The sequence below is a fragment of the Fundidesulfovibrio sp. YSD1 genome (assembly GCF_055397115.1).
Genome location: NZ_AP043666.1, coordinates 795608 through 822485 on the forward strand (window position 1 = coordinate 795608; position 26878 = coordinate 822485).

The 26878-nt window shown below is 67.4% G+C and carries 25 protein-coding genes; 15 read left to right on the forward strand and 10 right to left on the reverse strand.

The window, feature by feature from the left end; genetic code table 11:
• Positions 1-139: 139 nt before the first annotated feature.
• Entirely contained in the window at positions 140-3841 is a 3702-nt protein-coding gene (locus ACZ5V4_RS03720) for a pyruvate carboxylase (RefSeq protein WP_464316830.1), read from the reverse strand.
• A gap of 34 nt (positions 3842-3875) precedes the next feature.
• A complete protein-coding gene (locus ACZ5V4_RS03725) occupies positions 3876-4595 on the reverse strand; it encodes a biotin--[acetyl-CoA-carboxylase] ligase (protein ID WP_464316831.1) in 720 nt (239 codons plus the stop codon).
• A gap of 243 nt (positions 4596-4838) precedes the next feature.
• Between ACZ5V4_RS03725 and ACZ5V4_RS03730 the strand changes: the two genes are divergently transcribed.
• Positions 4839-5990: an HD domain-containing protein gene (locus tag ACZ5V4_RS03730; RefSeq protein ID WP_464316832.1), complete on the forward strand. Its 1152-nt coding sequence runs from the start codon at positions 4839-4841 to the stop codon at positions 5988-5990.
• A 7-nt stretch (positions 5991-5997) separates the two neighbouring features.
• Here ACZ5V4_RS03730 and ACZ5V4_RS03735 read toward each other — a convergent pair whose 3' ends face one another.
• Positions 5998-7596: an MBL fold metallo-hydrolase gene (locus ACZ5V4_RS03735; RefSeq protein ID WP_464316833.1), complete on the reverse strand. Its 1599-nt coding sequence runs from the start codon at positions 7594-7596 to the stop codon at positions 5998-6000.
• 64 nt (positions 7597-7660) lie between these two features.
• Between ACZ5V4_RS03735 and ACZ5V4_RS03740 the strand changes: the two genes are divergently transcribed.
• The 3 genes from ACZ5V4_RS03740 to ACZ5V4_RS03750 all read left to right on the forward strand — a co-directional run bounded on the left by ACZ5V4_RS03740 (position 7661) and on the right by ACZ5V4_RS03750 (position 9912).
• The gene (locus ACZ5V4_RS03740) at positions 7661-8146 is read left to right on the forward strand and encodes an acyl-CoA thioesterase (protein WP_464316834.1); all 486 of its coding nucleotides are present in this window, start codon (positions 7661-7663) and stop codon (positions 8144-8146) included.
• 58 nt (positions 8147-8204) lie between these two features.
• Entirely contained in the window at positions 8205-8966 is a 762-nt protein-coding gene (locus tag ACZ5V4_RS03745) for a tRNA lysidine(34) synthetase (protein WP_464316835.1), read from the forward strand.
• 61 nt (positions 8967-9027) lie between these two features.
• Positions 9028-9912 carry a M23 family metallopeptidase gene (locus tag ACZ5V4_RS03750; RefSeq protein WP_464316836.1) on the forward strand — a complete coding sequence of 295 codons (885 nt, stop codon included), beginning with the start codon at positions 9028-9030 and terminating at the stop codon, positions 9910-9912.
• An 18-nt stretch (positions 9913-9930) separates the two neighbouring features.
• Here ACZ5V4_RS03750 and ACZ5V4_RS03755 read toward each other — a convergent pair whose 3' ends face one another.
• The 3 genes from ACZ5V4_RS03755 to ACZ5V4_RS03765 are packed head-to-tail and all read right to left on the reverse strand — an operon-like array spanning position 9931 to position 13087.
• Positions 9931-11160 carry an ABC transporter permease gene (locus ACZ5V4_RS03755; protein ID WP_464316837.1) on the reverse strand — a complete coding sequence of 410 codons (1230 nt, stop codon included), beginning with the start codon at positions 11158-11160 and terminating at the stop codon, positions 9931-9933.
• Entirely contained in the window at positions 11157-11861 is a 705-nt protein-coding gene (locus tag ACZ5V4_RS03760; RefSeq protein ID WP_464316838.1) for an ABC transporter ATP-binding protein, read from the reverse strand. Before ACZ5V4_RS03760 ends, ACZ5V4_RS03755 begins: the two co-directional genes overlap by 4 nt.
• Positions 11862-11863: 2 nt before the next feature.
• Positions 11864-13087 (reverse strand): efflux RND transporter periplasmic adaptor subunit, encoded by a 1224-nt coding sequence (locus tag ACZ5V4_RS03765; RefSeq protein WP_464316839.1) that lies wholly within the window; start codon positions 13085-13087, stop codon positions 11864-11866.
• A 128-nt stretch (positions 13088-13215) separates the two neighbouring features.
• Between ACZ5V4_RS03765 and fliR the strand changes: the two genes are divergently transcribed.
• From fliR to ACZ5V4_RS03820, 11 genes are all read left to right on the forward strand, one after another.
• Positions 13216-13998, forward strand: a complete 783-nt coding sequence (fliR, locus tag ACZ5V4_RS03770; RefSeq protein WP_464316840.1) for a flagellar biosynthetic protein FliR — start codon at positions 13216-13218, stop codon at positions 13996-13998.
• Positions 13999-14001: 3 nt separating this feature from the next.
• Positions 14002-15072, forward strand: a complete 1071-nt coding sequence (gene flhB / locus ACZ5V4_RS03775) for a flagellar type III secretion system protein FlhB (RefSeq protein ID WP_464316841.1) — start codon at positions 14002-14004, stop codon at positions 15070-15072.
• A gap of 55 nt (positions 15073-15127) precedes the next feature.
• Positions 15128-17224 (forward strand): flagellar biosynthesis protein FlhA, encoded by a 2097-nt coding sequence (gene flhA, locus ACZ5V4_RS03780; protein ID WP_464316842.1) that lies wholly within the window; start codon positions 15128-15130, stop codon positions 17222-17224.
• Complete coding sequence (locus ACZ5V4_RS03785; protein ID WP_464316843.1) at positions 17214-18302, forward strand: flagellar biosynthesis protein FlhF; 1089 nt, start codon at positions 17214-17216, stop codon at positions 18300-18302. The genes flhA and ACZ5V4_RS03785 overlap by 11 nt, the downstream gene beginning before the upstream one ends.
• Positions 18303-18317: 15 nt before the next feature.
• A complete protein-coding gene (locus tag ACZ5V4_RS03790; RefSeq protein ID WP_464316844.1) occupies positions 18318-19145 on the forward strand; it encodes a MinD/ParA family protein in 828 nt (275 codons plus the stop codon).
• A complete protein-coding gene (locus tag ACZ5V4_RS03795; RefSeq protein ID WP_464316845.1) occupies positions 19087-19878 on the forward strand; it encodes a FliA/WhiG family RNA polymerase sigma factor in 792 nt (263 codons plus the stop codon). The genes ACZ5V4_RS03790 and ACZ5V4_RS03795 overlap by 59 nt, the downstream gene beginning before the upstream one ends.
• A 65-nt stretch (positions 19879-19943) precedes the next feature.
• A complete protein-coding gene (locus tag ACZ5V4_RS03800) occupies positions 19944-20327 on the forward strand; it encodes a chemotaxis response regulator CheY (protein WP_464316846.1) in 384 nt (127 codons plus the stop codon).
• A 42-nt stretch (positions 20328-20369) separates the two neighbouring features.
• The gene (locus ACZ5V4_RS03805; protein WP_464316847.1) at positions 20370-21104 is read left to right on the forward strand and encodes a flagellar basal body-associated FliL family protein; all 735 of its coding nucleotides are present in this window, start codon (positions 20370-20372) and stop codon (positions 21102-21104) included.
• Positions 21101-21433 (forward strand): hypothetical protein, encoded by a 333-nt coding sequence (locus tag ACZ5V4_RS03810; protein ID WP_464316848.1) that lies wholly within the window; start codon positions 21101-21103, stop codon positions 21431-21433. Before ACZ5V4_RS03805 ends, ACZ5V4_RS03810 begins: the two co-directional genes overlap by 4 nt.
• A gap of 3 nt (positions 21434-21436) precedes the next feature.
• Positions 21437-21856, forward strand: a complete 420-nt coding sequence (locus tag ACZ5V4_RS03815; RefSeq protein WP_464316849.1) for a hypothetical protein — start codon at positions 21437-21439, stop codon at positions 21854-21856.
• A gap of 423 nt (positions 21857-22279) precedes the next feature.
• Complete coding sequence (locus ACZ5V4_RS03820; protein WP_464316850.1) at positions 22280-22579, forward strand: hypothetical protein; 300 nt, start codon at positions 22280-22282, stop codon at positions 22577-22579.
• 111 nt (positions 22580-22690) lie between these two features.
• Here the strand turns inward: ACZ5V4_RS03820 and ACZ5V4_RS03825 are convergent, their stop codons facing one another.
• From ACZ5V4_RS03825 to ACZ5V4_RS03840, 4 genes are all read right to left on the reverse strand, one after another.
• Positions 22691-23302, reverse strand: a complete 612-nt coding sequence (locus ACZ5V4_RS03825; protein ID WP_464316851.1) for a single-stranded DNA-binding protein — start codon at positions 23300-23302, stop codon at positions 22691-22693.
• Between the two features lie 97 nt (positions 23303-23399).
• Positions 23400-23747 carry a hypothetical protein gene (locus ACZ5V4_RS03830; RefSeq protein WP_464316852.1) on the reverse strand — a complete coding sequence of 116 codons (348 nt, stop codon included), beginning with the start codon at positions 23745-23747 and terminating at the stop codon, positions 23400-23402.
• 117 nt (positions 23748-23864) lie between these two features.
• The gene (locus tag ACZ5V4_RS03835; RefSeq protein ID WP_464316853.1) at positions 23865-24515 is read right to left on the reverse strand and encodes a biotin attachment protein; all 651 of its coding nucleotides are present in this window, start codon (positions 24513-24515) and stop codon (positions 23865-23867) included.
• 10 nt (positions 24516-24525) lie between these two features.
• Entirely contained in the window at positions 24526-26775 is a 2250-nt protein-coding gene (locus ACZ5V4_RS03840; RefSeq protein WP_464316854.1) for an acetyl-CoA carboxylase carboxyl transferase subunit alpha/beta, read from the reverse strand.
• Between the last annotated feature and the right edge of the window lie 103 nt (positions 26776-26878).

Here is a 26878-nt window from a genome sequence, read left to right on the forward strand (position 1 = left end):
TCCCCGTGAGAAACCTCTAGCAGATTCCGCGCGGCCTTGTCAGCAGGCCTGAAACGCTCCTGGCGTTTTCCATGGCCGGGGAGCGGGAAAAAGGGGGTCGCGCCCCGCCCGGAACGCTCCGGGCGGGGCGGACGGCCCTCTACTCGGTGTATTCCATGCCGTAGCCGCACCACGGGCAGTAGTGGAAGTCCTCGGCGGCCAGGGGCTCCTTGCAGCCGGGGCAGGTCTTGCCGATGGGCATGAGTTCGACCAGGAGCTCGCCCTCCTTCACCGGGACCATCTTCTTGTCCTCGAAGTAGTCGGCGTTCTTCAGCACCCGCTTCACCACGCCCTCCACCTGGGAGACCATGGACTTCTCCTGCTTCATCACGGAGATGTTCAGCACCTCCTGGCCGGGCTTGAGGAAGTCGCCGGGGCTCACGTGCATGACCCAGAGGTCGCCGTTGCAGGGGGCCGCGATGTGGAAGGGGTTGTTGGGGTCGGCCATTTCAACTGACTGCGCGTCGCGCCCGCTCACGGCCTCGGCCACCTTCACCTGGTGGGAGAGGATCTCGGAGTCCAGCACGTAGCGCACCACGCTCATGCCCTGGTGGTCCGGGGCCGAGATGTCAAGGAGCGTCAGGGTGTGGGGCTTGCCGCGCGAGTCCTCGAAGAAGAGCTCCTGGCCCGGCTCCAGGCCCTCGAACCAGACGTCCAAGGGCAGGCGGTTGGGGTCGCCGAACTTGACGCGGAACTCCATGGTCTTGAGCGCGTCGCCCGGATGGTTCAAATACATCACGAACTCCTCCTGGGAGGGTTCGCGCTGGAGGCGCTTGGCCAGGGCCGAGAACTCGGCGTCCAGGTCCACGTCCTTGAGCGAGGCCAGGGGCGAGTCCGTGGTGCGCTGCTCGATGGCCGTGCGCCAGTCCGGCCCGAAGGCGGACTCGTAGACCCAGTCCGGCGGCCAGCCCAGGGGCAGCTTGCCGTACTTGCCCAGGAGCAGCTGGCGGAAGGCGTCGTTGGCGTCGGCGTAGAGCATGAGCCGGTCGGCCTTGCAGGCCTGGGTGATGCACTCGTCGGGGTGGTGGCTGGTGGCCTCCAGCACCTCGAGCATGTCGCGCACGGCGCGCTCGCCGCCGCGCTTGTAGGCCCCTGTCACGGCCAGGAAGGCCGTGTTCCAGGTGATCTGCGAGCCCGGGGTCACGTCGTGGTAGCGCACGATGCGCCTGGTGCCCGCCAGGAACTTGAGCATGTAGGGCAGCAGGTGGATGTAGCCCTGCTTGAGCGCGCCCTCCTGGCTGGAGCTGGTGGCCCCGCCGGGCATGCCGTGCTCCACCACGTCGTAGTCGATGCCCTGGAAGTAGGGAGCGGTGTAGCGGTCGTAGTAGGGCATGATCTGCTTGAGCACGAAGCCGCAGGTGCGGATCATGTCCTTGTTCAGGCTGGTCTTGAGCCCCAGTTCGTCCTCCAGGTAGGCCGCCGTGGAGAGCACCTCGCCCTGGCCGTACCAGCGCACGGAGGCGCCGATGGCCGTGTCCACGATGTGCGCGCCCGCCTTGGCCGCCGCGCCCACGGCCGGGACGAACAGGCCGTCGGTGTAGTGGCGGTGGTAGTCCACCACCAGGTCCGGGTATTTCTGGCGGATGGCCGTGACCAAGGCCGAGATGAAGCGCGGCGGGCACACGCCGGCCATGTCCTTGAGGCCCAGGGTGATGATCTTCGTGACCTTCTTCTTGGAGAGCCCGGCCACCTTGCCGCAGGTCTCCAGGATGTCCTCAAGCACGCCCATGTAGTGGTGGACGTCGAAGCCCTTGGCCCAGGAGAGCGAGATGGCGGGCTGGAAGATGTTGCCCTTGGAGTTGAGCGCCACTTCGGCGAAGGGCAGCATGTTCTCGATGTGGTTCAGGAAGTCGAAGCAGCGGATGATGTCGTAGTGCTCGCAGATCATCTCGCCGGTGAGGCGCATGAGGTTCTTGGGCTGCGGCTTGTAGCCCAGGACGTTGGTGGAGCGGATGAGGATCTGCTTGCAGGTCTTGGGCGCGAAGCAGTTCCACTGCTGCCCTTCGGTGAAGGGGTAGGTCATGTTGGCCATCATGGCCACGTGGAAGTGCGCGCCGCCGCCGTTCTCCAGCGAGAGGAAGCCGCAGTTGTCGAGGTAGGGCCCGATGAGGGCGTCCTCGGCCATGCGGAAGCGGTTGCCCGAGTTGGACTGGGTGATGTCTCGCGTGGTGGTGTCCACGAAGTGCACGACGCCCGAGTCGCGGATCTGGTCCAGGAGGGCCTGGCGGTCGCCGCGCGGGTACGGGGCTTTCCAGGCCTTGTGGTCGAGGATGGGCATGGCCGGGGTGAAGCGGCCCAGGCGCTTGTCGGAGCGGCCCCTGTACTCGCCCAGCTGCACGTGCGGGTTGAAGCCCTTGGCCGAAATCTCGGCCACCAGGCGCGACAGGCGCAGGTGCTCGGGCTCCACGTCGCGGTATTCGAGCAGCTCGGGCGCGGTGGCCACGAAGTTGGTGTCGTAGTCGCCGGAGCGGAAGCGCTCGTTGTTCACCACCTGGAGGTGGAAGGGGATGGTGGTCTTGACCCCGCCCACGATGTACTCGCGAAGCGCGCGGTCCATGGTGCCGAGCACCTTGTCCCAGGTGCGGCCGTAGGTCATGAGCAGCGCCCCGGCCGAGTCGTACTGGGAGGGGAACTCGTACCCGGCCGAGATGCAGGAGTCCAGGCGCACGCCGGGCCCGCCGGGCGAGATGTAGCGCGTGATCAGCCCCGCGTTGGGCGTGAAGCCCTGGCGCGGGTCCTCGCAGTTGATGCGCACCTGGAGCGCCCAGTTGAAGGGCTTGGTGTTGTTCTTGGTGTAGCGGAGCTTCGCGCCGAAGGCCACGGCGATCTGCTCCTCCACCAGGTCGATGCCGTAGCGGCACTCGGTGATGCCGTGCTCCACCTGGAGGCGCGTGTTCACCTCGATCAGGTAGGGGGTGCCGTCGGGCTCGACGAGGAACTCCACGGTGGCCAGCGAGTAGTAGCCCACGTGCTTGATGAGCTTCTCGGACCACTCCTTGAGCTGCTCGCGGAGCTCGCTGGTCATGCCCTTCCAGGGCGAGGGGGTGATCTCGACCAGCTTCTGGTGGTTGCGCTGCACGGTGCAGTCGCGCTCGTCCAGGGCCAGGACGTTGCCGTGCTTGTCGGCGATGACCTGGATCTCGATGTGGCGCACGCTGCGCAGGTACTTCTCCACGTAGAGCCTGGGGTTGCCGAAGCTCGCCTGGGCCAGGGCCGAGGCCTTGGAGAAGGCCTCCTCCAGCTGCTTGGGCTCGTGCACCACGTAGATGCCGCGCCCGCCGCCGCCGCCCTCGGCCTTGAGCATGATGGGGAAGGTGATCTGGCTCGCGATCTCGCGGGCCTCGGGCACGCTCACCGCGCCCTCGGAGCCCGGGACCACGGGGATGCCCAGCTCCTTGGCCACGTTGCGCACCGCGACCTTGTTGCCCAGGAGGTTCATGGCCTCGGAGGTGGGGCCGATGAAGACCACGCCCGCCTCGGCGCACTTGGCCGGGAAGGTGTGGTCCTCGGAGGCGAAGCCCCAGCCGGGGTGGATGGCGGCGATGCGCCGGGATTTGGCCTCGCGGATGACGAGGTCGATGTCGAGGTAGGCCCTGGGGTCCTCGCCCAGAAGGATCAGTTCGTGCGCGCCGGCCACCGAGGGGGAGGTCATGTCCACCTTGGTGGCGGTGAGAACGGGAACCGCCTGGAAACGCTCCCTGATGGAGCGCAGCACGCGCCGGGCGGTAATGCCCCGGTTCGCCACGAGAATTTTCTTGCCCTGGATTTCCTGGAGAACGTCCTGAAAGGTCTTCACGCCCATTGGGATTGTACCTAACCTGGATGCTTGCGCGGGCCTAGGAAGCCCGCCAGATGCTGCCGGAGGTGAGGAGCCGTTCGCCCGCTCCGCCAGCAGGCTCGACCCGTAAGGCTCCGTCACTGGCCAAACCGGCGAGGCGTCCCGTCCACGGGGGTGACCCTCCCTCGCGGACCGAGACGTCCTGGCCGACCCAGCACAGGAGCGGCTCGACCAGGGCCGCCACGTCTTCTGGCGTACCTTGGATAAGAGCGGTTTCGTAGCATGTTTTTACAAAGTCCACAAGTTCGCGCCACAGCCCCAGGGGGGTGGCGTCGAACCCGGCGGCCTTGAGGTAGCCCGCCGGGACGGCGTGCTCCTCGCGCAGGGCCTCGGGCCCCGGGCAGGAGTGCAGGTTCAGGCCCACGCCCGCCAGCAGCGTGCCCTTGCGCTCCTCCAGGAGGATGCCGCCGACCTTTCTGCCGCCCAGGATCAGGTCGTTTGGCCACTTGATGCCCACGTCGAGCTTCTTGCACCGGAAGAAGGCCGCGATGCAGTAGCCCAGCATGAGCGGGGCCAGGGAGTCCAGGCTCCGGGGCACGGGCGGCAGGATCAGCACCGCGTAGAGGTTGCCCGGCGGGGAATCCCACGCGCGGCGCAACTGCCCCCGGCCGGACCACTGGCGCACCGCCAGCACGGAGTCCCAGGGCCCGAGCATCCTGTTCTCCGCCAGGGGCCGGGCCACGTCCAGGGCCGAGGAGCACGCCCCGCAGACCAACACGTTGTTCGCGAAGCGCTGGCCGGAGACCCACCACGACTCCTCGGCGCAGCACGTGCCCCAATAGACCGAAATCTCTTGCCAAGGCGCGAATTGCCGCGCATCTTTTTCCCAGACCGGATGGAAACCCGCCAAAACGTCAGGGTCCAGCGGATCGGCAAGCTCTTCTCTCCCCATCGCCCAGAGAAGCGCCGCCGGCCCGGGAACCCGGGGGCCGTCATGCTCCGTCACGGATCGGAACCCTCCATGAAAATCTACCTGGTCGGCGGCGCGGTGCGAGACATGCTGCTCGGACGCCCCGTCACCGACCGCGACTATCTTGTGGACCACGCTGCTCAAGATTCTTTCAAGGCGCGGTATCCCACGGCCCGCCTGGTCGGCAAGTCATTTCCGGTATTCCTGCTGGACGGCAACGAATACGCTTGGCCCAGGGGGGGCTCCATCGAGGCCGACCTGGAGCTTCGGGACCTGACCATTAACGCCATGGCCCTGGACGAGCACGGCGTGCTGACGGCCCACCCCAAGGCCCTGGAAGACCTGCGCGCGGGCGTGCTGCGCCCCTGCTCGGAGAGGTCCATGGCCATGGACCCGTTGCGCGTGTTTCGGGCCGCGCGCTTCGCAGCCCTGTTCCCGGATTTCACGGCCAGCCCCGAACTCCTGGAGGCCATGCGCCGCGAGGCCGAGAGCGGCGCCCTGGCCGGATGCGCGGCCGAGCGCGTGGGGGGCGAGGTGCGCAAGGCCCTGGCCGCGCCCATGCCGTCGCGCTTTTTCGACATTTTGGAAAAGTCCGGCTGCCTGGGTCCGTGGTTTCCCGAAGTGGCCGCGTGCGTGGGGATTCCGGCCGGACCGGCGAAGTACCACGACAAGGACGTTTTCAGGCACGTGCTCGAGGTGGTGGACCGCCTGGCGGGAGACCCGTTGCTGGCCTGGATGGGGCTCGCGCACGACCTGGGCAAGGCCCTGACCCCACCGGACGGCTGGCCCAGCCACCACGGCCACGAGAAGCTCGGCGAGGACGCCGCCAGGGCGCTGGGTTTGAGGCTCCGGCTGCCCACGGCCTACGTGGAGGCCGGGGCCACGGCCTCGGCCGAGCACATGCGGGCCAGGCGCTACCCCGGGATGCGCCCGGGGCCGAGGGTGGACATGCTCGTGCGCCTGGAGGCCAAGGGCCTGACCACGAGGCTCTTCAAGCTGGAGGAGGCCGACAGCGCGGGCAAGCCCCAGGATGCCCCCAGGCAGCCCGGCGAGATCCTGGCCATGGCCCGGCGCGACCTGCGGACCATCCGCAAGGTCAAGCTGCCCGAGGACATGCGCGACCTGGGCGAGAGGTCCGGCGAGGCGCTCAGGCAGCTGCGCTGCGAGGCCCTGGCCGCGCAGCAACAGGAAGAACGCGGCTGACCCGCCCCTACCAGCCCGCCTGCTCCACGGCGTAGAAGTCGCCGTGGCCGGGGAAGACCATGGCCCTGCCCCCTTCGCGCCTGAGGCGCGCGTCCGTCTCGTTCATGAGCGCCTTGAGCATGCCCATTTCCCTGCCGAAGAGCGCCGAATCCGTGTTGGTGCTGGTCAAAAGCGACTTGTGCACCGAGAGCGCGTCGCGCTCGCGCGGCGACAGGCTCGCGGCGTCCAGCAGATAGTCCCCGGAAAAAAGAAAACCCCGCTCCGGGTTGAAGTAGAACACCTGCCCGGCCGCGTGCCCGCCCAGGCTCTCCAGGGCCAGAAGCTCCAGGTCCGCCACCGTGACCTTGCCGATCACCTTGAAGCCCCCGTGTTCGCCGGAGGCCTGCTCGAACGGCTCGATGCTCTTCGGCGCGACCATGCCGGAGAGCCGGCAGACCAGCCTGGTGAAGGGCCTGTTGATGCCGTGCAGCGGCCCCCGGCCAAGGGTGCGGTCCTCGCGCTCGAAGACCAGGGCAGCGTCCGGGTGCATGAACACCTTCGCCCCGTAGCGCTCCTGGATGGGCCCGGCCCAGCCCGCGTGGTCCGCGTCCGGGTGCGTTGCCAGCACGGCCGTGGTGGCCGCCGGGTCGAAGCCGTGGGCGGCGAGCCAGGCGGCCACGTCCTCGAAGTAGACGCCGAAGTTGGTGTCCACCATGCAAAGCCCGCCGGGGTGGCGCAGGACGTAGCTGTTGGCCCCCTCGGGGCAGGAGAGCATGTACAGGCTGACCTTGGGCGTAAGCCGCACGGGGCCGGCCAGGCGCGGGGTGAAGCGCTCGCCCGTGCTGCCCAGCGCCAGGGCGGCCAGGCGCAGGATGTTGGAGAACACCTCCGAGGCGGCCAGGGTCTCGCCCGTGGCCCCGGAGGCGCTGCGGAACTCGGCCAGGGCCTGGCGCACCGCGCGCGAGGTGCTGAAGAGGTCCTCCAGGGTGTTCATGCGCTCGGGCGGCAGCACGCTCCGGAGCTTGAAGAGGAACGCCTCAACGCCGGAGATGCCGAGCACCTCGTCCACGTCCGAGTCCTCCCCGCCGCGCCAGAGCACATGGTAGTGGTAGCCGGAGCGGGTGAGCTCCCCCAGGAGGTCCGAGACCTGGGCCGCCCCGCTGGTGGCCACGGAAGCTTCCACCATGCCGGGCGACTCGGCCGGATCGTAGCGCATGTGGATCACGTTGGCCCCGAGCTCCCGGAAGAGCTCCGCCAGGGCGGCCAGTTGGCCGGGCCTGTCGGCCAGGGCCACCTTGAAGCTGAGCACCCCGGACATGTCCGTGATGGACAGGGGCTCCTCGCCGGATTCGCCCCCAGCCTGCCCGCCCAGGAAGCCGAACGCGGCCATGGCGTCCAGGGCCTCGCCCGCCAGGGCCGCCTTCTCGCAGGAGAGCGCGAGCTCCACCCTGTTGGGGTCGCGGCCCCGGTCGTAGAGGAGCCTGTCGATGTTCACGCCCCGGTCCCCGGCCAGCCCGGCGAGCCCGGCCAGGGCCCCGGGCCTGTCCGGCAGGCGGGCCGTGAGTGAAGCGCTCCAGCGCCGTCCGTCGAATTCCAGGGTGCAGCAGGCGCCGGCGGCGTGGTCCATGCCCTCTTCCTCCTCGGGTCCGCCGGGATTGCGCGCGCACCCGGCAAGGTGTTAGACGGACGGTATGGAACAGCCCCCCAGACTTGGCAAGCCCCCGGCGGCCAGCCGCACCGAACTCTCCGTGGCCATGCTCCCCCAGGACGCCAACCCCTACGGTTCCATCCACGGGGGCGTGATCCTCAAGCACATCGACGCGGCCGCGGCCATGGCCGCCATGCGCCACTGCCGGGGCAACGCCGTGACCGTGGCAATCGACTCCGTGAGCTTCCTGGCCCCGTCGCGCGTGGGGGAACTCGTGACCTTCAAGGCCCAGGTGAACCGCGTGGGCACCACCTCCATGGAGATCGGGGTGCGCGTGGAGTCCGAGAACCTGTTCTCCGGCGAGGTGCGCCACACGGCCTCGGCCTACCTGACCTTCGTGGGCATGGGCACGGACGGCCGCCCCACCCCGGTCCCAGGCCTGATCCTCGCAAACGAGGACGACCGCCGCCGCCACGAGGAGGCCATGGAGCGCCTCAAGCTGCGCCAGGGCTGCCCCGGGGGGCAATGACGGGCGCGCCCCCGGATCGCGCTTGAGGTTCGCGCGGCCTTGAGCTAGAGGCCCGCCCATGCAATTCAGACGAGTCCGAGAGGAAAAGGCCACCTACGCCCAGAAGGTCTGCGTGGGCCAGGCGGGCAAGGTCATGCGGCAGTTGGAGATGCTCGGGCCCGGGGCCAGGGTGGGCGTGGCCGTGTCCGGCGGCGTGGACAGCTTCGTGCTCCTGAACGTTCTGCGCCTGCGCCAGCGCATCGTGCCCTTCCGTTTCGACGTGCTGGCCCTGCACGTGAACCCGGGGTTCGACCCCGCTTCGCACGCGCCCCTGGGCGACTGGTGCGCGGACCACGGCGTGGCCCTGCACGCCGAGACCACCGACCACGGCCCGAGGGCCCACTCCCCCGAGAACCGCAAGGCCTCGGCCTGCTTCTACTGCGCCATGCTTCGGCGCACCCGGCTCTTCCAGCTCTGCGAGCGCTACAGCCTCACGCACCTGGCCATCGGCCACAACGCCGACGACCTGGTGACCACGTTCTTCATGAACCTCTTCCAGACCGGCCGCGTGCAGGGGCTGAGCGCCTCGGAACCCTTCTTCGGCGGCAGGCTCCGGATGATCAGGCCCATGATCACCGTGGAGAAGGAGCACATCAAGCGCGCGGCCCGGCAGTGGAAGCTTCCCATCTGGGCCAACCCCTGCCCCTCGGCGGGCAACACGCGCCGCTCCGACTTCGAGGCCTGGCTCAAGGAGATGTACGCCCGGGACAGGCGCTTCCAGGCCAACGCCTTCGGCGCGCTCACCCGCTGGCAGCTTGACACCGGCCAGCCCCAGGCCTAGCTTTCCGCCCTCGAGGCCTCGCGCGCCCCGGCGCGAAACCCCTTGCGCCCACCGGAACCCCATGCCCAAGCCGCCGCTCATAGAAGTCTTCCGCGACAGCGACAACCACTACAGGCGCGTCGCCCCTCGCAAGCGCCTCCTGCTGGCGCTCCTGGCGGCCTTCGCGCTGGTGGCGGCGGCCAACGCCTGGTGGCTGGCCGCGAGCCTGAACAGGCCCGCCCTGGAGGACGAGCTGGACGAGCACTCCCGCTCCAGGGCCGCGCGCCAGAAGGTGATCGACCGCCTGGGCGAGAAGTCCCAGGACATCGAGTCCGGGGTCTCGCGGCTGCGCGAGGCCGACGGCAAGCTCAGGGAGATGATCCGCCTGGACAAGGAGGCCAAGAAGGCCGCCCAGGGGCTGGACGAGGGCCAGGGCGACAGGCCCGACCCCAAGGAACTGCTCGCGCGCATGGAGGTGCAGGCCGCGTTCATCAGGGCCTTGAACCGCCCGGTGCGCCTGGCCGTGCTGCGCGGCGACGCCCTGCACGCGCTCTACGCGGGCGGCCCCCCGGCCTTCGGCCACATCCCGGACGCCTGGCCCGTGAAGGGCGTGGTCTCCTCCGAGTTCGGCCCCAGGCTCTCGCCCTTCGCCGGGGAGGAGGAGTTCCACAAGGGCCTGGACATCATGGCCCCGGCCGGAACCCCAGTGCGCGCCCCCGCACCGGGCGGCGTCACCTTCGCGGGCGAGGACGCCGAGGGCACCCTGGCCGTGGTGCTGGACCACGGCGGCGGCTACGTGACCACGTTCTCGCACATGCAGCGCCTGGAAGTGAAGGCCGGGGAGAAGGTGGAGCGCGGAGAGGCCGTCGGCGCGGTGGGCCAGGAAGGCCGCTCCACCGGCCCGCACCTGCACTACGAGGTGCGCCTGCACGGCGCGCCCGTGGACCCCAGGAAGCACCTGCCCTGACGGCCCGGCCCGGGCGTGTCATTCGTGGCGCAGGGCCTCGATGGGGTCGAGCCTGGCCGCCTTGCGCGCCGGGTAGTAGCCGAAGAACACCCCGATGGCGCTCGAGAACGCCACGGCCACGACGATGGCCTCCCGCGAGACGAGCACCGGCCAGTTGAACAGGGCGGACACGGCCACGGCCGACGCCACTCCCAAAACGATCCCCGCGATCCCTCCGAAGAGCGTCAGCAGCACGGCCTCGGCCAGGAACTGAAGCATCACGTGGCGCGGCCTGGCCCCCAAGGCCATGCGCACGCCGATCTCGCGCGTTCTCTCCACCACCGAGACCATCATGATGTTCATGATGCCGATGCCGCCCACCAGGAGCGAGATGGAGGCAACGGCTCCGAGCAGCATGGACATGATCCTGGAGGACTGCTCCGCCACCTCGAGTATCTCCGTCAGGTTGCGCACGGAAAAGTCGCGCTCCTTGGCCGGGCCGATGCGGTGGCGCTGGTCGAGGAGTTCCGTGGCCTCCTGCTGGGCCGCGTCCAGGCGGTCCTCGCCCGTTGCCTGGACCAGGATGGCCCCCACGGTGTTGGGCAGGGGCGAGCCGATGATCTTGCGCACCGCCGTGGTGATGGGGATGAAGACCACGTCGTCCTGGTCGCTGCCCTGGGGCGAGCGCCCCTTGGCCGTGAGCACCCCGGCCACCGTGAAGGGCACCTGCTTGATGCGCACCACCTTGTCCACGGGGTCCTGGTCGCCGAAAAGCGTCTCGGCCACGGTGCGCCCGAGCACGCAGACCTTGAGCGCGCCGTCCACGTCCGCCTGGGAGAGCGTCCTGCCCGCCTCGGCCTCCCACTCGCGGATGGCGAACATCTCCGGGGTGACGCCCTGGATGAGCGTGGACCAGTTCATGTTCCCCGAGACCACCTGGGCCGTGCCGCGCACGGTGGGGGCCACCAGGGCGATGGAGGGGCACTCGGCGCGCAGGGCCTTCACGTCGCCGTCGGTGAGCGTGGGCAGCGAGCCCATTCCCGCGCGGATGCCGCCGCTGGTGGTGGTGCCGGGCAGGATGAGGATCAGGTTGCTGCCCATGGTGGCGATCTGCTCGCTGACCCGCTTGGACGCGCCCGAGCCCAGGGCCACCATGACGATCACCGCGCCGATGCCGATGACGATGCCGAGCATGGTCAGAAACGAGCGCATCTTGTTGGCGCGAAGCGCCCGCAGGGCGATGTCCAGGGAGAACAGCAGTTCTATCACGGCCCGCCCTCCCCCGCCTTGGCGGCGGTGTCGGCGATCACGCGGCCGTCCTTGAAGGTGATGATCCTGCCCGCGCTGGCGGCCACGTCCGGCTCGTGGGTGACCATGACGATGGTGATGCCCTTGGCGTTCAGGTGGGCGAAGACGCCCATGATCTCCTCGCTCATGGCCGAGTCCAGGTTGCCGGTGGGCTCGTCGGCCAGGATCAGGGCCGGGTCGTTCACCAGGGCCCGGGCGATGGCCACGCGCTGCTGCTGCCCGCCCGAGAGCTGGTTGCTGGCGTGGTTGGCCCTCTCCGCCAGGCCCACGATCTCGAGGGCCGCCATGGCCCGCTCCCTGCGCTCCCTGGCCGGGATCTTGGCGTAGACCAGGGGCAGTTCCACGTTCTCGCGCGCCGTGGTGCGCCTGAGCAGGTTGAACCCCTGGAACACGAAGCCCAGCTTGCGGTTGCGGATGTCGGCCAGCTCGTTTGGCGAAAGCCCTCCCACGTTCTGGCCGTCCAGCAGGTAGTCGCCGGAGGTGGGTGTGTCCAGGCAGCCCATGATGTGCATGCACGTGGACTTGCCGCTGCCCGACGAGCCCATGATGGCCGTGAACTCCCCCGCGCCCACGGAGAACGACACGCCCTTGAGCGCCTCCACCAGCTCCCCGCCCACCAGGTAGGCCTTGCGCACCTCGCGCAGCACCACGACGTCGGCCATGGTCAGAACCTCGGGCCCATGGGGCCGGGGCCGGAGTCGGCCCTGCGCTTGCCGCCCAGCTGCTCGACGATCACCTGGTCGCCGGGCTTGAGCTCCTTGGAGAAGATCTCCGTCTCGCGGTCCCCGGCTATGCCCGTGCGCACGCGCACGGCCCTGGGCTTGCCGTCCGGGCCGGCCACGTAGACGCGCTTGTCCCCGGCGGACTCCTTGCCCGCCTGGGACTGGGCGCCGCCCTCGCGCGCGCCCCGGGGGGCCTGGGCCTGTTCCTGCCCGTCGCGGGGCCTGAAGCGCAGGGCCGCGTTGGGGGCCACCAGGTCGCACTGCTTGCGGGCCACCTCGAAGGTCACGTTGGCGGTCATGCCGGGCTTCAGGCGCAGGTCCGCGTTGTCCACGGAGACCACCACCACGTAGGTGACCACGTTCTGCACGGTCACGGGCGAGTTGCGCACCTGGGTCACCTGGCCGGGGAAGCGCGCCTCGGGGTAGGCGTCAACGGTGAAGCTGACCTTGCAGCCCTCTGTGATCTTGCTCACGTCGGCCTCGTCCACGCTGGTGTCGATCTCCATGCGCGCCAGGTCCTGGGCGATGACGAACAGGGTCGGGGCCTGGAGCGACGCGGCCACGGTCTGCCCAACGTCCACGTTGCGGGAGATGACGATGCCGTCCACGGGCGAGCGGATGGTCGAGTAGTCCAGGTTGGTCCGGGCCTGGTCGTAGGAGCCCTTGGCCTGGACCACCACCGCCTGGGCGGCCTCGCGCGCGGCCACGGCGGTCTTGTGGGCGGTGTCGGCCGTGTCGAAGTCGCTCTTGGCGATGAGCCCCTGGGAACGCAGGTTCGCGTAGCGGTCCCGGGTGCGCTTGGCGTCTATTTCCGTGGCCTGGGCCTTGAGCACGTTGGCCTGGGCGCTCAGGTAGTTGCCCTTGGCCTGGTCGGCCTGGGCCTGGAAGATGGCCGGGTCGATCTGGGCGATGGCCTGGCCCACCTTCACCGGCGAGTTGTAGTCCACATAGAGCGCCTTGACGATGCCCGACACCGGGGTGCCCACCTGCACATTGACCACGGGCGTGAGCGCGCCCGTGGAGGACACGCCCGAGACGATCTCGCCCCGGCCGAGGGGGACGGTCCTGTAGGCCGGGGCCTGGGAGGCCTCGTAGCGGCTCATGCCCCACCACCCGGCCCCTGCGAGCACTGCGAGCGCCGCCAGCGCGGCGATGATCTTCTTCATGGCGCTTCCCTGCGTTTTCTTTCGGGCGCACGCGCCCGGCAGGTATGTCGCGCGGGAGGGCGAAAGGTTACGGCCCTTGCGAATTCTCCTCCCCCCATGCTGGCCCGCGTCTTGCTAACGCACCGGCCATGGAGATCTTCAACGTACAGGCCGTCGACTTCTTCAGCTTCTTCCTGACCATCATGCGCGTCGGCATCGTGGTCTTCATGCTGCCCTTCTTCGGGGCCGGGCCCATCCCGGCGGCCGTGAAGGGGGCCTTGTGCCTGGTGCTCTCCCTGGCCATCTTCCCCAGGCTCTCCTTCCCCGGAAACCTCCTGCCGCTGAACACCCTGGGCATCATCCTGATGCTCGCAGGCGAGGTGGTGCTGGGGCTCGTGCTGGACATCATCATCCGGTTTCTTTTCTCCGCGATCATGTTCGGGGGCCACATGGTGGGCTTCTCCATGGGTTTCGCCATGATGAGCGTGCTCGACCCCATGACCGGCACCTCCGAGACCGTCACGGCGCAGCTCTTCTACCAGTGCGCCATCCTGATGTTCCTGACCATGAACGGGCATCTCTTCCTGCTCTCCGGCCTGGCCGAGAGCTTCAGGCTGGTGCCCCCGGGCGGGCTCTTCATCGACCCGGGCCTGGCCGACTCGGTGCTGCGCTTCTCGGCCCAGCTCTTCGTGCTGGCCATCAAGATAAGCGCGCCCGTGGTGGCCTCGCTCTTCCTGGTGGACCTGGCCCTGGCCCTGGTCTCGCGCGCCGCGCCGCAGATGAACGTGATCCAGATCGGATTCCCCCTGAAGGTCGGCGTCGGCTTTTTGTTCATGACCCTCACCCTCAGCGCCGTGGCCCACTTCGTGGCCGACTACATCTCGGAGCTCGGCCCCATGTTCGCGGCGGTGATGCAAAGGACCCCGAGGTAGCCCATGGCCGAGAGGGAACCGGGAAGAACAGAGCCAGCAACCCCGAAACGCCGCAACGACGCGCGCAAGAAGGGGTCGGTCCCGAAGAGCGGCGAGCTCTCCAAGCTGGCGCTGCTGCTCATGGGCATGATCGCCACCAAGTACACCATCGGCATCTACGACCGCGAACTCAAAGACATTTTCCGCTGGTTCCTGGGCGAAGGCATGAAGACCCAGCTCACCACCACCAGCGTCAATATTCTGATGCAGGACGTGTCCTGGCGCATGGCCAAGATGATGCTGCCCACCATGCTCATCCTGGCCGGGACGGCCTACTTGGTGCTGCGCCTCCAGGTGGGCAAGCTGTGGGTGCTGCCCTGGAAGAACTTCGACATGGGCAAGATGTTCAACCCCATGGCGGGAGTGAAAAGGCTGATCCTGGACCCCAAGACGCTCATCCGCCTGGGCCGCCAGGCCGCCCAGGCCGCGGCCATCGGCATCGCGCCCTTCCTGGTGCTCAGAAGCGAGTTCCCCAACTTCCTGCCCCTGTTCTACGCCAACGCCCAGCAGCTGGCCGCCTACATGCTGGACATCTCCCTGACCATGCTCTGGTACACCATGGTGCCCATGGTGCTCATCGCCGCCTTCGACACCTGGTACACGCGCTGGGACTACGAAGAGAACCTCAAGATGACCAAGAGCGAGGTCAAGGACGAGCAGCGCAACACCGAGGGCGACCCCGAGGTCAAGCAGAAGCAGCGCCAGAAGATGTTCCAGATCATGGGCAAGCGTATGCTCAAGAACGTGCCCAAGGCGGACGTGGTCATCACCAACCCCACGCACATCGCCGTGGCCTTGCAGTACAACCCCATGCTCGCGCCAGCGCCCATCGTGGTGGCCAAGGGCGCGGACCACCTGGCCCAGAAGATCAAGGAGATCGCCCGGGAGAACGGCGTGCCAGTCCGGGAGAACAAACCCCTGGCACGGGCATTGTATAAGGATGCCGAAGTTGGGGAGGTGATCCCCGAGGCCCTGTTCCAGGCCGTGGCCGCCGTGCTGGCCCAGCTGGACAAGTTCCGCAACAGAAGACGCTGAAGCCCGGGCCCCCGAGAGGGGCCCGCAAGGCAAGCAGCGACCGGGTGTCAAAGATATGGCCAAATCGCTCGCAGTGAATTTCGATTACGCCAAGTTCTCCAAGCAGGGCGACGTCATGCTGGCCGCGGGCGTGGTGCTCATCCTGTTCGTCATGCTCGTGCCCATGCCCACCCTGGTCATCGACCTGATGCTCACCTTGTCCATCTCGGTGAGCCTGGTGGTCCTGGTGACGTCCATGTTTATGAGCTCGCCCCTGGAGTTCTCCATCTACCCGTCGCTGCTCCTGGTGACCACCATGCTGCGCCTGGCCCTGAACGTGGCCTCCACGCGCCTGATCCTCCTGCACGGCGACGAGGGCACGGGCGCGGCCGGACAGGTGATCAAGGCCTTCGGCGAATTCGTGGTGGGCGGCAACTACATCATCGGCGTCGTGGTCTTCCTGATCCTCTTCTCGCTCAACAAGACCGTCATCGTGGCGGGCACCACCCGCATCGCGGAAGTGGCCGCGCGCTTCACCCTGGACGCCATGCCCGGCAAGCAGATGGCCATCGAGGCGGACCTGAACGCCGGGCTCATCGACGAGCAGGAGGCCACCAAGCGCCGCGAGGCCATCCGCAAAGAGGCCGACTTCTACGGAGCCATGGACGGCGCCGGCAAGTTCGTGGCCGGTGACGTGAAAGCCACCATGCTCATCACGATGATCAACATCGTGGGCGGCTTCCTCATCGGCGTGCTCCAGAAGGGCATGAACTGGAAGGACGCGGCCGCCACCTACACCATCCTGACCATCGGCGACGGTCTGGTCTCCATCATCCCCTCCATCGTCATCTCGGTGTCCGCGGGCCTCATCGTGTCGCGCGCCGCGGCCGAGGCCAAGATGGGCGAGGAGTTCATCGCCCAGCTCACCGGCCACCCCAAGGCCCTGGCCCTGGTCAGCGGCATCCTGTTCCTCTTCGGCATCGTGCCGGGCATGCCCTTCATCCCCTTCACCATCCTGGCCGGGCTCATGTACGGGCTCTCGCGCGTGAGCAAGAAGCAGCAGGACAACCTCGAAGGCGGCAAGGACGACCAGAAGCCCGCGTTCAAGGAACTGGAGACCCCCGAGGAGGTCCAGCAACTCCTGCCCCTGGATTCCCTGGAGCTGGAAGTGGGCTACGGCCTGATCCCCCTGGTGGACGAGGACCAGAACGGCAACCTCCTGGCGCGCATCCGCTCCATCCGCCGCCAGTTCGCCCTGGACATGGGCGTGATCATCCCCTCGCTGCACCTGCGCGACAACCTGCAGCTCAAGCCCGGGCAGTACACCGTGCTCATCAAGGGCAACGAGGTGGCCTCGGCGGAAATCCTCATCGACCACTTCCTGGCCATGGACCCGGGCGACGTGAAGCACCGCATCCAGGGCGTGGACACCCGCGAGCCCGCCTTCAACCTGCCCGCGCTGTGGATACCCGAAGCCTCCAAGGAGGAGGCCATGCTGGCGGGCTACACCGTGGTGGACCCGGCCACCGTGATCTCCACCCACCTCACGGAAGTCTTCCGCCGCAGCCTGCACGAGTTTTTGGGCCGCCAGGAAGTCCAGGCCCTGCTGGACAACCTGCACAAGCGCGCCCCCAAGGCCGTGGAGGAACTGGTGCCCGGCGTGCTCACCCTGGGCCAGGTGCAGAAGGTGCTCCAGAACCTGGTGCGCGAGGGCGTGTCCGTGCGCGACATGCTGACCATCGTCGAAACCCTGGCGGACTACGGCCTGGCCACCAAGGACCCGGACCAGCTCACCGAGTACGTGCGCGCGCGCATGGGCCGCTCCATCGTGAAGCCTTTCCTGACCAGCGACGCCACCCTGCCCATCTTCACCCTGGCCCCCACCGTGGAGGGCCTGGTGCAGGAATCCATCCGCCACACCGACCACGGCTCCTACCTGGCCATGGACCCGGGCGCGGCCCAGAACCTCATCGCCAACCTGAACCAGAACATGGAGCGGGCCGTGATCAGCGAAGGCCAGCCTGTTTTGCTCGTCTCCCCCATGTCCCGGCCCCATCTGGCCCAACTCTTGAATAGGTTCCTCCCGACGTTGCCGGTGATCTCGCAGGCGGAAATCCCGGCCGAGATCAGGCTGCATTCACTCGCAACCATAGGAATGAACCATGCGGGTTAAGACGTTCAGAGGCGAAAGCGCCGCCCAGGTGATGGCCCGGATCAAGAAGGAACTGGGCCCCGAGGCCGTGATCCTCTCCAACCAGACCAGGAAGGAGGACGGCAGGACCGTCTGCGAGATCATGGCCGCCGTGGAGCCCGGGCTCGACCGCCAGGCCGGAGGCGACGAGGCCCTGCCGGAAACCGGACGCGCCAAGAGCCCGTCAAGCGGCTGGGAGCGCGAATGGGACGAGATGAAGGGCCACCTGGCCGCCCTCCTCAAGCCGCACATGAACCTGGACAGCCTCTCCCCGCGTCAGAAAGTGGCCATGGAGTACCTGGAGCGCGAGGGCGTGGACGAGTCCATCCGCCTGGGCCTGTACCGCCGCCTGGCTTCCGGCCCCGGAGTGTCGCTCCTGGCGGAGCTCGGCAAGGTGGTCAAGGTGAAGCCCACGGCCCAGTTCCAGGAGAAGTTCCAGATCGTGACCGGCCCCACGGGCGTGGGCAAGACCACGGTGCTTTTGCGCATGGCCGTGGCCGCCAAGCGCGCCGACCCGTCGAAACGCATCGGCATCCTCAACTGCGACGGCCGGGGCGTGGGCGGCAAGGCCATGCTCAAGCGCTACGCGGAGCTCTCCGGCCTGACCTACGCCGAGGCCCCGGAGCCCGAGGATTTCATCAAGGTTCTGCTGGCATGCCGGAACTTTGACGTGATCTTCGTGGACCTTCCGTCGCTGCCGCGCGCCGAGTCCCTCGGCCAGTGGCTGGCCGAGCGCAGCCTGGCCCTGCGCGACGACGTGGCCGTTCATCTGGCCCTGCCCCCCCACTTCGCCCCCGCGCACTACCGCACGCTCTGGGAACAGTACCGCTCCCCCCTGGTGAAAAGCATCATCTGGACGAAACTCGACGAAGCCTGTAATTTCGGAAGCCTGGTCAACGCGGCCCAGATGACCGGCCTGCCCGCTTCCGCCCTGTCCTTCGGCCCGGGAGTGGCCGGGGCCATGGTCCAGGCCGAGTCCCAGGCGCTGTGGCGGCTGGTGTTCTCCCATCAGATGCCGGGAGCCGGATCCAACAGCCAGAACGTGGAGCAGGCCGCGTAAACGGAAAACACATCTATGCCATCCAATCTCCCCCTGGTCTTCTCCGTCACGTCCGGCAAGGGCGGCGTGGGTAAGACCAACATCTCCGTCAACCTCGCCGTCAGCCTGGCGAAGATGAACAAGCGGGTGGTCCTCCTGGACGCGGACCTGGGCCTGGCCAACGTGGACGTGCTCCTCGGCATGGCCCCGGAGCTCAACCTCTTCCATCTGTTCCACAAGGGCGTGAGCCTGAAGAAGGTGCTCTACAAGACGCCCTTCGGCTTCCACATCCTGCCCGCGTCCTCGGGCGTGGCCGAGATGCTCTCGCTCTCCACGGGCCAGAAGCTCGACCTGCTGGAGGCCATGGACTACCTGGAAGACCGCATCGACTACCTCATCGTGGACACGGGCGCGGGCATCAGCGACAACGTGCTCTACTTCAACCTGGCCGCGCGCGAGCGGCTGCTGGTGCTCACCACGGAGCCCACCTCGCTCACCGACGCGTACGCGCTGGTGAAGGTGATGCACACGAGCCACGCGGTGAACCGTTTCCGCGTGGTGGTGAACATGGCCCCGAGCGAGAAGGCCGCGAAACAGGTGTTCGGCAAGCTCTACGCCGCCTGCGACCACTTCCTCGATGGAATTTCTCTGGATTTTGTTGATTTTATCCCTCATGATCCTTCGGTCCGGCAGGCGGTGATCAAGCAGGTGCCCGTCTGCCACATGGCGGCCGAGGCTCCGGCGAGCCTGAAGATCGCGGAGATAGCCCGAAAAATCACCACCTGGGACAGCGACGCGCACCTGGATGGAAACATCAAGTTCTTCTGGAAAAAACTCCTCTTCCAAGAGCAGTCCGTGGCTTAGCTTCGAAGCCGGAGCAAGGCCCTGGCAGGACTTCTCGGCCCAGGAACGCCAGGAGATCGTCCGGCACTACTCGCCGAAGATCAAGCTCCTGGCGCTTAGGCTCAAGGCCAAGCTCCCGCCCAGCGTGGAGCTCGGCGAGTTGGTCAGCGCCGGGGCGCTGGGGCTCATGGAGGCGCTGGGGCGCTTCAAGCCCGAACTCGGCATCAAATTCGAGACCTTCGCGGAATCGCGCATCAAGGGCGCCATGCTCGACGAGCTGCGCAAGCTGGACTGGTTCAGCCGGGGCCAGCGCCACCGCGTGCGCGTCGTCGACGACGCCATCCGGCGCATGGAAGCCGTCTCCGACGAGACCCCGACCGTGGAGCGGCTCGCCGAGGCCACGGGCATGAGCCACAAGGAGGTCGCCCAGGCCATGGAAGCCATGCAGAGCCAGCTCTGCCTGAGCCTGGACGCCATCACCGAGAACCTCACCTCGTTCAAGCAGCAGTTGGACAACGAACCCTACAAATCGGCGGCGCTCAAAGAAATCGTTGACAAACTGGCGCTGCTTATTGATGAACTGACACCAAGGGAACAACTCGTACTGTCCCTTTACTACGTGGAAGAACTGAACATGCGCGAAACCAGTGAGGTCATGGGCATCACCGAGGGCCGGGTTTCGCAGTTGCATTCGCAGGCGTTGGCCAAGCTGCGGTCCAAGTTTCACGCCCAGTACGGCATCGTGGACGCATGACGCCACGCCCGGATAGGGCGGCACGGCACACCAGGCCCCAGGCGGGCTCGCAAAAGGAGAGCGGTATGAGTTACAACAAAGATATGCGCGTACTCGTGGTGGACGATTTCTCCACCATGCGCCGCATCATCAAGAACATCCTGCGCCAGCTCGGCTTCACCAACATCATCGAGGCCGACGACGGCACCACCGCCTGGGAGACGCTCAACAAGGACAGGATCGAGTTCGTCATCTCCGACTGGAACATGCCCAAGATGTCCGGCATCGAGCTTCTGCGCAAGGTGCGCGCAAGCGAGGAGTTCGCCACCATGCCCTTCCTCATGGTCACGGCCGAGGCCCAGCAGGAGAACATCATCGAGGCCGTGCAGGCCAAGGTGTCCAACTACATCGTCAAGCCCTTCACGGCCGAGACGCTCGGCCAGAAGATCGACAAGATCTTCGACAAATAAATCAGGACCGGGCGGGGCCCTCCCCGCCCGCATCTCCCCGCCATGACGCCGCCCGACGGTAACGGCTCGCCTGGCGCTCGCACGGACGCATTGAACCCCGAGAGCGACGAGGCAAAAGCCAAGCTCGACGACACCGAACTCAATGTCGGCTCCCCGCGCGCCCTGCAAAAGGTGGAGCTCGACCTCGACGACGCCCCCTTCCTGCAGGACGACGAGGCCCCGCCGCCGGCGCAGGAGGAGGCCCCCGAGCGCGCGGCCCCGTCCGTGGAGCAGGAAGCCCCGCTCAAGCTGCCCTTCTGGAAGAACAAGAAGGTGCTCATCGGCGCGGCCGCCGCGCTCCTGCTGCTCGCCGGATTCGGGGTCTGGTGGTTCTTCCTGCGCTCCACCGAGCCGCCACCGCCGCCACCGCCGCCACCCCCCGTCCAAGAGCCGCCCAAGCCCGTGGAGCCGCCGCCACCGCCGCCGCCCCAGGACGTCTTCGCGCCCATGGAGCCCTTCCTGGTCGAGAAGATCGACGAGAAAGGCACGGCCAAGGTGCTCACGCTCAAGATCAAGCTGGTCTACAAGGAGAGCCCCCAGCTCGCAAACGAGCTCCAGGCCAAGAACTTTGCCTTGCGCGACGGCCTGTATTACAATCTAAAGAATAAATCTTTCGCCAACCTGACCGATAAGGATTCAGTGGAGCAGCTGCGCGAGGAGCTGCGCGGCGTGGTCAACAACTACCTGAACACCGGACAGGTGGAGCAGGTGCTCTTCGAGGAACTGCTGGTGAAATGATGTCCGACATCAACATCACTACCTCCATCGCGCAGATGCCCAATCTGCAGAACGTCGCCGGGGCGCAGGCCGCGCACCCGGAGGCGCAGCAGATCTTCGCCGCGCAGATGGCCCAGCAGACCCTCAAGGAAGAAGCCCAGCAGGTCCAGAAGGTCGAGAAGCAGGAAGGCAGCGACGCCATCAAGGACGAAGACGAGCAGCAGGCGGGCCGCAGGCGGCGCGAAGCCGCCATGCTCGGGCGCAAGGCGAAAAAGCGCGAACCCGAAGAGGAAGAACAACCCGCCACCTCGTCCCCCTGGCTGGGGCATCTGGTCAACAGGAAGGTCTAGTCCGTGTCGTTGCAAGAATGGCTGCTCATCGTCCTGACGGGAAGCGAACTGCTGCTTCTGCTGCTGGTCGTCGGGTTCTTCTCCAGGCTGCGCCGCTCCGAAGACATGCTGAGCGCGCTCCAGAACAACCAGGCCGAACTCATGGGCAAGCTGCAGAAAAGCGCGGCCCTAGAGCAGGAACTGCTCGACTCCTTCGAGGACCGGCAGAAAGCCCTCGTCCGCCTGGAGGACAAGCTGGCCATCCGGGAGAAGGAGCTCTCCAAGCTTTTGCGCCAGGCCGAGGAAGTGAGCCGCTCGCCGGACTTCCTGCGCCAGGTGGTGCTGGCCGGGCTCAAGAAGGGCCAGTCCGCCAGGGAGCTGGCCAAGTCCACGGGCCTTTCCCAGGACGAAGTGGAGCTGATCATCAGCCAGGCCAAGGGATAAGAGCCCTCCGGGGGCCAAAGGGCCGCCGCCCTTTGGAATCCCCATCAGCTTCGCGCCTCTCCCGCACGCGCTGCGTTTCACCCCCTCCCTGTCTGTTCCGGCATGTCCAGACGTGCCTTGCCTCCGGCGGCCAAAGGGCTCCCGCTCTTTGGAAACCCCTTCAGCTTCGCGCCCTTCCCGCGCGCACAAGCCTCTCTCCTCTCTTTCCCGCACACGACCGGCGAGACTCCCGGGGCCGTGGCGGGTGGCGGCCCGAGGAGGGCCCGGCGCGCGGGGCCGAAACCCGCAGGCGGCTTTGCGCCGAGTAATGTTTCGGTTCCGCGCGCAGGGAACTCAGCGGGCCGCCCCCCGCCACGCAATGCCACTACACCCCACCGCCGGCCCCCTCTTCCCGCCTTCCCCAAACTGCCGTATCCTCCCCCCATGCGCATACGCGGCCACGGCTCATCCCCCTTCGGCTCCGGCGGCGAACGCCGCGACTCCGCCCGCTCCGAGCGGTTCCGCAAGTCCCACCGCGCCGGGCAGAAGGTGCGGGGGACGATCATGGAGTGGCAGTCCCAGGGGCTGGCCTGGGTGGAGATAGACGGCCAGCGTTTGCTGGCCCAGGTGGCGCAGGATTCCGCGCTCGGGCTGGAACGTCGCTTTCTCATCGTGAGCCTCACGCCCGAGATCGTCCTGAAGGAGATCTCCGGCCGCCCGAGCGGCCTCAACGTGGTGGTCTGACCATCCGCTTGCCTGTCTTCCCTCGCCCGCCCAAAAGAAAAAGGCCGGTCCTTCGACCGGCCTTCGTTCTTCTCTTCTCTCGATCCTGCCGCCCGCGCGGCGCACCGCGCTCTAGAACGGCACGTCGTCCATGCCCGAGGCCTCGGACGGGAAAGCAGGCCCCATGTCGTCCTCGCGCGGCTGCTGCTGGCGATTGTTGTTGTACTGCTGGCGCTGCTGGCCGCCCTGGCCCTGCCCGCCCTGGGGGGCGCGGCGCTGGCCGCCGTCGGAGTAGCCGCCCTGGGGGCCGCCCTGGCCCTGATAGCCCCCCTGGGGGCCGCCGTTCTGGTAGCCGCCCTGGTAGCCTCCGTCCATGGGCGCGGCTTCCGCGCCGCCGCCTCTGGAATCCATGAACTGCACCGTGTGCTGCGGCCCGGAGACCACGATCTCGGTCATGTAGCGCTTCTGGCCCTGCTGGTCGTCCCAGCTGCGGGTGCGGATGCTGCCCTCGATGTACACCAGGCGGCCCTTGGAGAGGTAGTTCGAGCAGAACTCGGCGGACTTGCCGAACACCTTCACGCGGTGCCACTCGGTGCGCTCTTCCTTCTGGCCCTCGCGGTTCTTGAAGGATTCGTCCGTGGCCACGGTGAACTCGGCCACGGGCGCGCCCGAGGGGAGGTAGGTCAGCTTGGGGTCCTGCCCCAAGCGCCCGACGATGATCGCCTTGTTGACGCTGCCAGCCATGTGCGGGCCTCCTGATATGTTCCGGCGATCTTCGCCAGTTTAACGAAAGGATGACAACCGGGCGGCGCACGGAAAATCCGCGCGCGCCCTTCGTGTGCTACCTGTATCCGGCCTTCTCTTCAAGGCCGTCGAGTGCGTCCTCGATGCGGTCGGTGAGCGCCCGGGCCTTGTCGGGCTGCCAGGCGGCCAGGGCCGCCTCCAACTGGGCGGACAGCCGCACGGCCTCGTCCACGCCGGGCTTCAGGGCCTCGGCGGCCTTGGGCGGGATCTCTCCAGCGGTCATGCGCGCGTGCAGCGTGGAGATGAGTTCGAGCACCCCCCTGGCGGCCGGGGCGTACTCGTGGCCGGGCGGATAGGCCAAGTGGCCGAGCACCGGCCAGGCGTCCTCGACCTTGAGCGGGTCCACGGTGTAGGCCATCACGCGGACTTGCAGAAGCTTGCCCATGGAGAACCTCCTTGAAAACCGTTTCGCGCGGTTTCAGGCGCGAAGCCGGAAGGGATTCCAAAGGGGCCGCTGCCCCTTTGGCCGCCGGAGGCTTCCGAGGCTGCCTTCCCGCCCCTTCTAGTCGCGCTCTTCCCAGTCGGACTGCACGCGGTTGACCACGTCGCGGATGACGCTCATCTGGTCTTCCGGGCAGACGCTGATGAGGGGCTGGCCCGCGTCCACGTTCTGGTCGTGGGAGAAGTAGGTGGCGTAGATGATGCCTTCGGGTCCGGCGTAGGCGAGGCCCTTCTCGCGCTTCATGCGCGAGACGATGAACAGGTCCATGCCGTCCTTGACCTTCACGGTCTGGCAGCCCGTGGCCTTGACCTTCTTGTCCACCTCGGGGACGAAGTAGTACTTGGCGCGCTCCGGGGCCGAGAAGAGGAACAGCACCTTTTTCAGGATCTGCTGCGTTACCTCGTCCTTGGTGAAGAAGTGCCTGAGCACCATGAGCGGGGTCCCGGCGTCCACGAACTTGCCGTTCAGGTGGGCGTGGACCTTCTGCACCTCGCCCTTGCGGAAGCAGTGGATGGGCTTGGGATTGCGCTCGCGCGTCAGCGTGGCCAGGAGCGTGCCGGGCTTTTCCTTCCAGGTGCCGCTGGGGCCGAGCACCTTGGCCCCGTCGCCGGGCACCTTGAACTCCACCACGCCGCAGTGGGGCGCGCGCACCTCGACCTCCTCAAAGGGGGAGGCCTTGATTTCCTCGAGTATGGCTTTGACGTCCTGCACGGCTGACCCCTTAGCGGTAGTAGAGGTTGCGGCCGCCGATGGTCTGGAAGGCCTGCACCAGGTTTTTTCTGATCTCGCGGCGGTCCCAGATGCCCTGGATGTGGCCGCGCGCCAGCGCGTTGTACGCCAGGTGGTAGTTCGGCGGGATGTCCGTGCCCGTGGTCTCCTTGATGACGCCGGGCCCGGCGAAGCCGATGTTGGCCGAGCGCACCGAGAACTGGTAGGGCGAGCAACCCAGGAAGCTGGCCACGGGGCCCGCGTAGGAGTTGGTGTCGTAGAGAACCAGGTAGAGCCCGCCCGCCTCGATGTAGCGGCGCACGGCCATGGTCACGCGGGGCATCTGGATGACGCCGTTGGTGCCCTCCTGGATGCGGATGCCCGCGGTGCCGTGCACGTAGGCCAGGAAGGGGTAGTGCTTCTTGCGCGCGCGAGAGAGCGCCCGGATGAGCTTCTCGCCCTCGGCCGCGCCCACGGTGCCGCCCCTGAAGGGGGCCACCAGGATGCCCACCACCACCTTGACGCCCTCGATGGAGGACTCGATGGTGATGCAGGAGCTTTTCAGCTTGTTCTTCTTCTTGGCGTCCTCCAGCTTCTCCTCGAAGCCGGGGTAGGACAGGGGGTTGGCGGCCTCCACGTCCTGGCCGAACTCGTGCTGCGCGTCCTGGTCCAGAACGTTGTGCGTGAACCACTGGTATTCCATGGGGAAGTGGTGGCCGCAGTACTGGCACACGCCCGCGAAGTCGCCGAAGAGGTCCGGAGCCCAGAGGTCCAGGCAGCCGTGGGTGGCGGAGTTGGGGCAGGTGACGGACTTGTCCTCCCGGGCCTTGGGGCTCTGGTAGCCGCCGCCCAGGTCGCCGTCCAGGCAGATGCCCTCTTCCGCGCAGGAGAGCGAGGTGAGCTTCTGGATGGTCTCGGAGTCCACCTTCTTGGAGCCCTGGCGCTTGAAGGGCTTGAGCAGCTTGCGCGCGACCACGCGCACTTCGGCCTCGGCCTCCTCGGCCAGGTGCTTGAGCCGCTTGCCGTAGCCGCGCAGGAACTCGTAGCGCAGGTAGGAATAGGTGGACCAACTCATCTGCTGGAGCGAGTCCGCCATGCGCCGCGACACGGGCGTCTTGTCCGTGCAGGCGCGCTTGGCCATGTTGCGGAACTTGCTGTAGCGCTTCCAGACCAGGCGTTCGGCCGCGCGCTCCTCGAGCACCCAGCGCACGAAGAAGGACTCGGCGTCGGCCAGGGCGGCCTGCTTGCGGCGCTTGATGGCCGCGGCGCGCACGAAGTGCAGGCCCTTGACGGACATGAAGGCCTCGTCCGTGGCCATGATCATTTCCTGGCGCAGGCGCTTGAAGAAGTCGTAGTGGGTGGGCCTGGCCCCCAGCGGCGGCTCCTGGACCACGCGGTCGATGTAGCCCATGCGCAGGTTGTCCTCGGCGGTGATCTTGAGCCGGGAGGCGCACTCCTCGATCAGCTCGGCCGGGGCGCGCTGGCCCTGGCGGATGCCGGACTCGATGGCGGCCGCGCCCTCGGGGGAGATGACCGAGTAGTAGCCGTGCGAGAGCATCAGGCGCGTGTCGGCCAGGGCGATGGCCTCCGCGCCGCCGGAGCCGCCCTCGGAAAAGCAGGCGATCACGGGCACGCGGATGGCGGCCATCTCGTAGAGGTTGCGCGCGATCTGCTGGGCCGCGCCGGGGTAGTCCTCCACGGGGAAGGCCCCCGGGGTGAACACGTAGGCGTGGATGGGGATGTTCTCGGTCTCGGCGACCTTCATGTACTGAAGGGCCTTGGCGTTGCCCCAGGGCTTCACCGAGCCGCCGTTGCGGAACTCCTGGCCGTGGCCCTTCTCCTGGCCGATGACCATCACCGGCTGGTTGTGGACCTTGTCGCCCTGCCTGCGGGTGATGTAGGCCCGGGCGATGACCATGGACGGGTCGATGGAGTATTCGTCCTGCCCGCCGATCTCGGTGTAGTTGTCGTAGCAGAATTCCAGGATGTCCTTCAAGGTCACGCGCTGGGGGTGGCGCACGATGCGCACCTTGTCCATGGGCGTGAGCTCGGCGTCGAGCTTCTTCTCCACGAAGACGAAGAGGTCCTCCACCTGGGAGAGCATCTTCACCTTCTCGGCCATGGAGAGCGCGCCCTCGCGGGTGCGGAACTCGGCCAGCCTGGACGCGAGCAGGGCCACGTCCTCGGGCTGGCGGGCGCCGAAAATGTCCTGGATGTACTGGAGCCTGTCGGCAAGCTCCTGGATGCTTTTTTCTATGTCCATAGGTTGGTTCGGCTTCTCGTGTGACGGCGCCTGGAGCCTGCGCCGCGCCGCCCGGCGCGTTTTCGCGTCCGGGCAGGCCAGGTGTTGTTATCGCTCCCCCCGC

Coding starts and splice junctions, on each gene's coding strand:
- ACZ5V4_RS03720 (WP_464316830.1), bottom strand. CDS start 3,841: ATGGGCGTGAAGACCTTTCAGGACGTTCTCCAGGAAATCCAGGGCAAG.
- ACZ5V4_RS03730 (WP_464316832.1), top strand. CDS start 4,839: ATGAAAATCTACCTGGTCGGCGGCGCGGTGCGAGACATGCTGCTCGGA.
- ACZ5V4_RS03735 (WP_464316833.1), bottom strand. CDS start 7,596: ATGGACCACGCCGCCGGCGCCTGCTGCACCCTGGAATTCGACGGACGG.
- ACZ5V4_RS03740 (WP_464316834.1), top strand. CDS start 7,661: ATGGAACAGCCCCCCAGACTTGGCAAGCCCCCGGCGGCCAGCCGCACC.
- ACZ5V4_RS03745 (WP_464316835.1), top strand. CDS start 8,205: ATGCAATTCAGACGAGTCCGAGAGGAAAAGGCCACCTACGCCCAGAAG.
- ACZ5V4_RS03750 (WP_464316836.1), top strand. CDS start 9,028: ATGCCCAAGCCGCCGCTCATAGAAGTCTTCCGCGACAGCGACAACCAC.
- ACZ5V4_RS03760 (WP_464316838.1), bottom strand. CDS start 11,861: ATGGCCGACGTCGTGGTGCTGCGCGAGGTGCGCAAGGCCTACCTGGTG.
- ACZ5V4_RS03765 (WP_464316839.1), bottom strand. CDS start 13,087: ATGAAGAAGATCATCGCCGCGCTGGCGGCGCTCGCAGTGCTCGCAGGG.
- fliR (WP_464316840.1), top strand. CDS start 13,216: ATGGAGATCTTCAACGTACAGGCCGTCGACTTCTTCAGCTTCTTCCTG.
- flhB (WP_464316841.1), top strand. CDS start 14,002: ATGGCCGAGAGGGAACCGGGAAGAACAGAGCCAGCAACCCCGAAACGC.
- flhA (WP_464316842.1), top strand. CDS start 15,128: ATGGCCAAATCGCTCGCAGTGAATTTCGATTACGCCAAGTTCTCCAAG.
- ACZ5V4_RS03785 (WP_464316843.1), top strand. CDS start 17,214: ATGCGGGTTAAGACGTTCAGAGGCGAAAGCGCCGCCCAGGTGATGGCC.
- ACZ5V4_RS03790 (WP_464316844.1), top strand. CDS start 18,318: ATGCCATCCAATCTCCCCCTGGTCTTCTCCGTCACGTCCGGCAAGGGC.
- ACZ5V4_RS03795 (WP_464316845.1), top strand. CDS start 19,087: ATGGAAACATCAAGTTCTTCTGGAAAAAACTCCTCTTCCAAGAGCAGT.
- ACZ5V4_RS03800 (WP_464316846.1), top strand. CDS start 19,944: ATGAGTTACAACAAAGATATGCGCGTACTCGTGGTGGACGATTTCTCC.
- ACZ5V4_RS03805 (WP_464316847.1), top strand. CDS start 20,370: ATGACGCCGCCCGACGGTAACGGCTCGCCTGGCGCTCGCACGGACGCA.
- ACZ5V4_RS03810 (WP_464316848.1), top strand. CDS start 21,101: ATGATGTCCGACATCAACATCACTACCTCCATCGCGCAGATGCCCAAT.
- ACZ5V4_RS03820 (WP_464316850.1), top strand. CDS start 22,280: ATGCGCATACGCGGCCACGGCTCATCCCCCTTCGGCTCCGGCGGCGAA.
- ACZ5V4_RS03825 (WP_464316851.1), bottom strand. CDS start 23,302: ATGGCTGGCAGCGTCAACAAGGCGATCATCGTCGGGCGCTTGGGGCAG.
- ACZ5V4_RS03830 (WP_464316852.1), bottom strand. CDS start 23,747: ATGGGCAAGCTTCTGCAAGTCCGCGTGATGGCCTACACCGTGGACCCG.
- ACZ5V4_RS03840 (WP_464316854.1), bottom strand. CDS start 26,775: ATGGACATAGAAAAAAGCATCCAGGAGCTTGCCGACAGGCTCCAGTAC.